This window comes from Dyella sp. S184, from assembly GCF_009766065.1.
GTDB lineage: Bacteria > Pseudomonadota > Gammaproteobacteria > Xanthomonadales > Rhodanobacteraceae > Rhodanobacter.
This window is the reverse complement of sequence record NZ_LMUE01000017.1, coordinates 227689-234130: the sequence shown is the minus strand read 5'-3', so window position 1 is coordinate 234130 and position 6442 is coordinate 227689. Positions and strand designations below refer to the sequence as shown.

8 protein-coding genes are annotated in these 6442 nt (G+C 63.7%); 6 read left to right on the top strand and 2 right to left on the bottom strand.

Annotated features, from left to right (window positions below):
- Together GSQ75_RS19270 and GSQ75_RS18875 are read right to left on the bottom strand one after the other, a co-directional pair.
- Window positions 1-414: TCP-1/cpn60 chaperonin family protein (locus GSQ75_RS19270; protein ID WP_305791091.1), on the bottom strand; the 414-nt coding region annotated here is incomplete at its 3' end.
- Between the two features lie 141 nt (window positions 415-555).
- On the bottom strand, window positions 556-849 hold the full coding sequence (locus tag GSQ75_RS18875; protein ID WP_158756423.1) for a co-chaperone GroES: 294 nt from the start codon (window positions 847-849) through the stop codon (window positions 556-558).
- A 240-nt stretch (window positions 850-1089) separates the two neighbouring features.
- Between GSQ75_RS18875 and cutA the strand changes: the two genes are divergently transcribed.
- The 6 genes from cutA to accB all read left to right on the top strand — a co-directional run bounded on the left by cutA (window position 1090) and on the right by accB (window position 6440).
- A complete protein-coding gene (cutA, locus tag GSQ75_RS18870; RefSeq protein ID WP_158756422.1) occupies window positions 1090-1428 on the top strand; it encodes a divalent-cation tolerance protein CutA in 339 nt (112 codons plus the stop codon).
- A 121-nt stretch (window positions 1429-1549) separates the two neighbouring features.
- Window positions 1550-2461 carry a DMT family transporter gene (locus GSQ75_RS18865; protein WP_158756421.1) on the top strand — a complete coding sequence of 304 codons (912 nt, stop codon included), beginning with the start codon at window positions 1550-1552 and terminating at the stop codon, window positions 2459-2461.
- 98 nt (window positions 2462-2559) lie between these two features.
- Window positions 2560-4761, top strand: a complete 2202-nt coding sequence (locus GSQ75_RS18860; protein ID WP_158756420.1) for a protein-disulfide reductase DsbD — start codon at window positions 2560-2562, stop codon at window positions 4759-4761.
- Window positions 4761-5303, top strand: a complete 543-nt coding sequence (locus GSQ75_RS18855; RefSeq protein WP_158756419.1) for a TlpA disulfide reductase family protein — start codon at window positions 4761-4763, stop codon at window positions 5301-5303. Before GSQ75_RS18860 ends, GSQ75_RS18855 begins: the two co-directional genes overlap by 1 nt.
- Before the next feature lie 142 nt (window positions 5304-5445).
- Window positions 5446-5904, top strand: a complete 459-nt coding sequence (gene aroQ, locus GSQ75_RS18850; protein WP_158756447.1) for a type II 3-dehydroquinate dehydratase — start codon at window positions 5446-5448, stop codon at window positions 5902-5904.
- Between the two features lie 77 nt (window positions 5905-5981).
- The gene (accB, locus tag GSQ75_RS18845; protein WP_158756418.1) at window positions 5982-6440 is read left to right on the top strand and encodes an acetyl-CoA carboxylase biotin carboxyl carrier protein; all 459 of its coding nucleotides are present in this window, start codon (window positions 5982-5984) and stop codon (window positions 6438-6440) included.
- Window positions 6441-6442: the final 2 nt, after the last annotated feature.

Sequence of the window (6442 nt, the reverse complement as noted above, 5' to 3'; positions counted from 1 at the left end):
CGTCGGGTTGGACAGCTTCTTCAGCTCACCGACGGCAGCCGCGACGGCCTTGTCGATGCCGCGCTTCAGGTCCATCGGGTTGATGCCGGCGGCAACAGCCTTGAGGCCTTCCTGGATGAATGCCTGGGCCAGCACGGTCGCGGTGGTGGTGCCGTCACCGGCGACGTCGGAGGTCTTGGAAGCGGCTTCCTTGACGATCTGCGCGCCGAGGTTCTCGTAACGGTCGGCCAGCTCGATCTCCTTCGCGACGGACACGCCGTCCTTGGTGATCGTCGGGGCGCCGAAGCTCTTCTCGAGCACGACGTTGCGGCCCTTCGGGCCGAGGGTGACCTTGACCGCGTTGGCCAGGGTGTTCACGCCTTTCAGCATGCGAGCGCGGGCGTCTTCGCCGAAACGTACTTCTTTAGCTGCCATTTTCTTGAACCTCTGGAAATCGGGAATAGGGATTTGGGAATCGTTGAAAGCAGAAAGCGGAGATCGGGCGGCTGGGGTCGGTTACGCGGCGCGGCTTGCGCTCTTGCGATTCCCGATTCCCCATTGCCGATTCCCGGCTGCTCAGCCTTCGATCACAGCCACGATGTCGTCTTCCTTCAGGAACACCAGATCTTCGCCGTCGATCTTGATTTCCTGGCCGGCGTACTTGCCGAACAACACGGTGTCGCCTGCCTTCAACGACATCGGGCGCACCTTGCCGTCGGTCATGATCAGGCCGGTGCCGGCGGCGACAACTTTGCCGCGGGTGGGTTTCTCGGTGGCGCTATCGGGGATGACGATGCCGCCGGCGGAGACGCGCTCCTCTTCCAGGCGCTTGACGATGACGCGGTCGTGCAACGGACGCAGTGTGCTCATGGACAACTCCAGCTGACTATTGAGATGGGACAAGGCTTTCAGGACCCGGATCGGCAGTCTTGTTAGCACTCGCGGTAAATGAGTGCCAATTTTACGGGTATGGAACGCCGCTGCAAGAACTTTGGATCGAGGATGAACAGCTAATTGGGTAAGCGGGGACGGGTTTCAAGGGGAGTCCGGGAAATCTCCTCCTGACAATCACACCGGACAGGGCGACCCGATCCAGCTTAGGCTTCAACCATGACAGCCTCAACCACTCCCGACATGGTTCTGCTCTGTTACTGCAGCTGCCCCGATGCCGCCAGCGCGCAGGCGATCGCCACTGCACTGATCGACGAACGGCTGGCCGCCTGCGTCAGCCGCTTGCCCGGGATCAGCTCCACCTACCGCTGGCAAGGCACGGTAACTACCGACAGCGAGGAATTGCTGTTGGTCAAGACCACCGCCGCGCGCTTCGACGCGCTGAAAGCCCGCCTGCTGCAACTGCACCCCTACGAACTGCCGGAGCTGATCGCCGTACCGGTGAACTTCGGTCACACCGTTTATCTGGACTGGGTACGGCAAGCCGTCGGCGACTGACGCGGTGCCCCTCCGCGCTTGGCGACCCATGCGTGAAGCAGGCGTCTGGGCAAGACTGCTGACAGATCCTGTCAGTGCCCGGAATTAGCCTGTGTTCTCCGCCACATTACAAACCGATGCCATGAAAAAGTCCGACGCCGCCGCCCTGTTGCTGCTTGGCGCCTTGTGGGGCGCCTCGTTCCTGTTCATGCGCATGGGTGCCAACCAGTTTGGCGGCATGGCGCTGGCTGGCATGCGCGCCATTGGCGCGGCCATCTGCTCCATCCCCTTGCTGAACTCGCGTGAGCGCGTGGCCGAGCTGCGCACGCACTGGCGATCGGTGCTCATCGTCGGCATCGCCAACTCGGCGTTGCCGTTCATCCTGTTCTCCTACGCCGCGCAGAGCCTGCCGGCCGGCCTCTCGGCCATCTTCGACGCGATCGCGCCGTTGCTGGTGGCGGCCTCCGGTTGGCTGTGGCTGGGCGAAAGGCTCGACCTTGCACGGGCCAGCGGCTTGCTGATCGGTTTGGCCGGGGTAGTGTGGCTGATCGGCGGCAGCCTGGGTCTCGGTCATGGCGGCAGCTCGGTCGGCTGGGCGATGGCCGCCTGTGTCGGCGCCAATCTCTGCTACACCTTCGGTGCCCATTACAGCCATCGCCGCCTGAAGGTGGTGACACCGATGACCGTGGCGATCGGCAGCCAGTTCGCCGCAGCGCTCCTGCTGCTGCCTTTCACCGTCTGGCTATGGCCGGCGAAAGCGCCGACTGCGCAAGCCTGGTTCGCCATGTTCGGCCTTGCCGCGGCCTGCACCTCGCTCGCCTACGTGCTGTTCTATCGGCTGATGGCGCGCATCGGCTCGACCCGAGCGATGGCCGTGCTGTACCTGATTCCGGTATTCGGCGTGCTGTGGGGTGCGTTGTTCCTTGGCGAGCGCGTCACCGTCGCCATGGCCGGCGGCTGCGTGGTGATCCTGCTCGGCGTGGCGCTGACCACCGGCATGCTGCGTTTCGGGGCGAATGTCGCCGTTCCTCTCGATCAGGTCGAAAAGGCCTGATCGTAAACAGGCTGTAATGCCGCATATCCAGGCGCCGATCCAAAGCTGGGCCATAATCCGCTTTCACGTCGAAACACGATCCAGAACGCGGAGTTGCAATGCGCTCGATTTTCCACGGCCACCGGGCCGCGCTGTTGTTGCTCCTGCTCGCCCTGTTAGCAGGTGCGCAGGCCGTTCTTGCGCAAGACACTGCCGACCTGCTGCCGGTCACCGAGGCGTACAAGCTGACGGCTGACGCCGCCACACCGGGCGTGCTGAAGCTGCACTGGACGATCGCGCCGGACTATTACCTCTACCGCGGCCGCATGAATTTCAAGGCCGGTGATGGTGTGACGCTGGGCGAAGCACAGCTACCGGACGGCGAGAAGCATCACGACGAATACCTCGGCGACGTGGAGACCTATCACCACAGCATCGATGCCACGCTGCCGTACAGCGTGGCTGCCGGCACCACGCGATTGAAGTTGAGTGTGCGCTATCAGGGCTGCCACGAGGTCGATCCGAAGATCTGCTACCCGCCGCATACCGAACAATTGGATCTGCCGTTGCCGACCAGCCTCGGCAGCACCGGCGCACCTGCCGGCAACAATCCACTGAGCGCAGCACTCGGACAGCTGGGCAGCCACTCAAGTGGCGTAACCGTCGGTATGGATAGCGCGCCGCTGCCAGCCGAACAGGCATTCCGCTTCGAAGCGCTGGCGCAGAACCCGCATCAACTGCTGCTGCGCTGGACGATGCCGAAGGGCTATTACCTGTATCGCGACCAGACCTCGCTGAAGCTCAAGGATGCCGGCGGACTCAGCCTCACGCCGACGTGGCCGGCTGGCACCGCGCATCACGACGCACATTACGGCGATGTCACCGTGTACTTCGATCAGGTCGAATTGCCAGTGGCTGTCGACGGCGATCTCGCCGGGCGCAAGCAACTTACGCTTGAGGCCAGCTTCCAGGGTTGCCAGGACGGCGGCTTGTGCTATCCGCTGATGACGCGCGCGGTAAGCGTCGATCTCGGTAGCGGTGTCGCCGCCTCCGGCAAGGCCACGGCGACGGCACCGGAATTGCCGCCAGCCAATGCTGGCGAAAGCGCGCAGCCGATCAGCCTGATCGTCGCGCTGCTGCTCGCGCTCGGCGGCGGACTGGTGCTGAACCTGATGCCGTGCGTGCTGCCCGTGTTGTCGATCAAGGCCGTCAGCGTGCTCGAGAGCGGCGAGAACCGTGCCACTGCGCGTCGACACGCCCTGTTCTATACCGCCGGCGTGCTGGTCAGTTTTGCCGCGCTTGGCCTGGGCATTCTCGCCTTGCGCTCGGCCGGCCATGCCTTGGGTTGGGGTACCCAGCTGCAACAACCTCTCGTGGTCGGCGTACTGGCGCTGGTGATGCTGGCGGTCGGACTGTCGATGTCCGGCGTGGTGCAGTTCGGTGCCTCGCTGGGTAATACCGGCGCCCACCTCGCCGCACGTTCCGGCCCAGCCGGCGACTTCTTCACCGGCGTGCTGGCGGTGGTGGTGGCCAGCCCCTGCACCGCACCGTTCATGGGCAGCGCACTGGCGTATGCGTTCGCCGCACCGATGCTGGCGGCGCTGCTGGTGTTCCTGGCACTGGGTATCGGACTGGCGCTGCCGTTCCTGCTCATCGGTTTCGTGCCCGCGCTGGCGCGATTGCTGCCGCGGCCGGGGCGCTGGATGGAAACGCTGAAGCAGGTGTTGGCGTTCCCGATGTACCTGACTGCCGTATGGCTGGTGTGGGTTCTGGCCGAGCAGCGTGGCGCCGATGCAGTAGGTCTGGTGCTGGTCGCAATGGTGCTGCTGGCGATGACGCTGTGGTGGTTCGAACGCAGCCGTTCGCGTGGCGCGATCAGTCGTGTACTGGTCGCACTACTCGCGCTGGCCACCCTGGTCCCGATGTATCTGCTCGCCCACGTGCCAGCGCCGTCCAGGGTTGCCGCGAGCGAGGACGGCGTTGTCGCTTACAGCCCGGAAAAACTGGCCGAACTGCGCGCCGCGGGTACACCGGTATTCGTCGACATGACCGCCGACTGGTGCGTCACCTGCAAGGCCAACGAGCACACCGTGCTCGACACCCAGGCGTTCCATGACCTGCTCCAGCGCACCGGCGCGGTTTACATGAAAGGTGACTGGACCGATGTCAACCCGACCATCAGCGCCTTCCTGCAGCAGTACCACTCGCCCGGCGTACCGCTCTACGTGGTGTTTCCCAAACATGGCGCCCCCGGCATGCAGTTGTCGACGGTGCTGACTTCCTCGATGGTCGAGCAGGCACTGACGGAAGCGGTCCGCTGATGATGGATCGAAGCAACTGGCTAATCCTTGGACTGGCCGTGCTGGTAGCCGCCATCGGTGGCTACGCGCAACATCGAAACCAGCAAGCTGCCCCCACAGCAAACCAGGCGCTCCTCGGCCAGCCACTGCCTGCTTTCAGCTTGCCCGATCTCGATGGCAAAACGCATTCACTGACTGACTACCACGGCCACCGCCTGCTGCTGAATTTCTGGGCCAGCTGGTGCAGCCCGTGCCTGGAAGAGATGCCGGCGCTGAATCGGGCACAGACAAAGTTCGGCGAAAAAGGGGCGATCGTCGTCGGAATTGCAATGGATGAGCCCGATCGTGTTCGCTCATTTTTGGCCGCGCATCCAGTGAGTTACCCGATTTTACTGGGTCAGCTGGCCTCACCCAGCACCTCGCTGCAGTTGGGCGATATGCATGAAATGTTGCCATATAGCGTGCTTATAGACGCTGATGGACGCATTTTGGCAACCCATACCGGTGCCATGTCCACCCCGCAACTGGAACAGTGGCTGGCGTCGACGCCGGACCGGCCCTGAACCACGGTCGACATACGCTTACGCACGGAATCCCGCCCTTCTCCGTCAAACATCGTCGATCTGCGGTGAACTGGACAACATTCGCGACTGCGCGCACACTGCGGCAGGTTCCGGGTTGTCCGGACGCAAGCTGGACGGTTTTGTGGCGAAGATCCTGGTCTTGCATGGACCCAATCTCAATTTGCTGGGTGCACGTGAGCCGCAGATCTACGGCCACGAGACGCTGGCCGACATCAACCAGCGTCTCGCCGCTCGTGCGCAAGAGGCTGGGCACGAGCTGGCCTGGTACCAGTCCAACGCCGAGCATGAGCTGATCGGTCGCATCCATCAGGGCCGCGACGACCAGACCGCCTTGATCCTGCTCAACGCCGGCGCCTTCACCCACACCAGCATTGCCTTGCGTGATGCACTGGCTTCGGTGGCGATCCCCTTCATCGAAGTGCATCTTTCCAACGTGTTTGCGCGCGAGCCGTTCCGCCATCACTCGTACCTGTCGGATATCGCGATCGGCGTGATCTGCGGCTTCGGCGGTGACAGCTACCGGCTGGCACTGGAAGCGGCAATCCACCGGTTACAGGCGCCCGCACCCGGCGCTGAATAGAACCAACGTGGCCACTTGGCCAACCCTATCCCCTTCCGGCCACCCTGATGGTGGCATGACTGACAAAGGCTCATCCGATGGATTTGCGCAAAATCAAGAAACTGATCGACCTGCTCGAGGAATCCAACCTCGCCGAACTGGAGATCAAGGAGGGCGAAGAAGTCGTCCGCCTGTCGCGCGTGCCCAAGAACACCGCGCCGGTCGCTGCTGCACCGGTGGCCGTGGCCGCCGCACCCGCGCCGGTCGCTGTCGCACCGGTAGCCGTGGCTGCTGAAGCGCCCGCCGCCGACGCGCTACCGGCCGGCCACGTGGTGAAGGCGCCGATGGTCGGCACGTTCTACGCGTCGGCTACGCCGGGCACTCCGGCTTTCGCCAAGGTCGGCCAGCAGGTCAAGGCCGGCGAGACGCTGGGCATCATCGAGGCGATGAAGATGTTCAACCAGATCGAGGCCGACGTGGCCGGCACCGTGCAGGCGATCCTGGTCGAGAACGGCCAGCCGGTGGAATTCGACGAACCCATGTTCGTGATTGCCTGAGT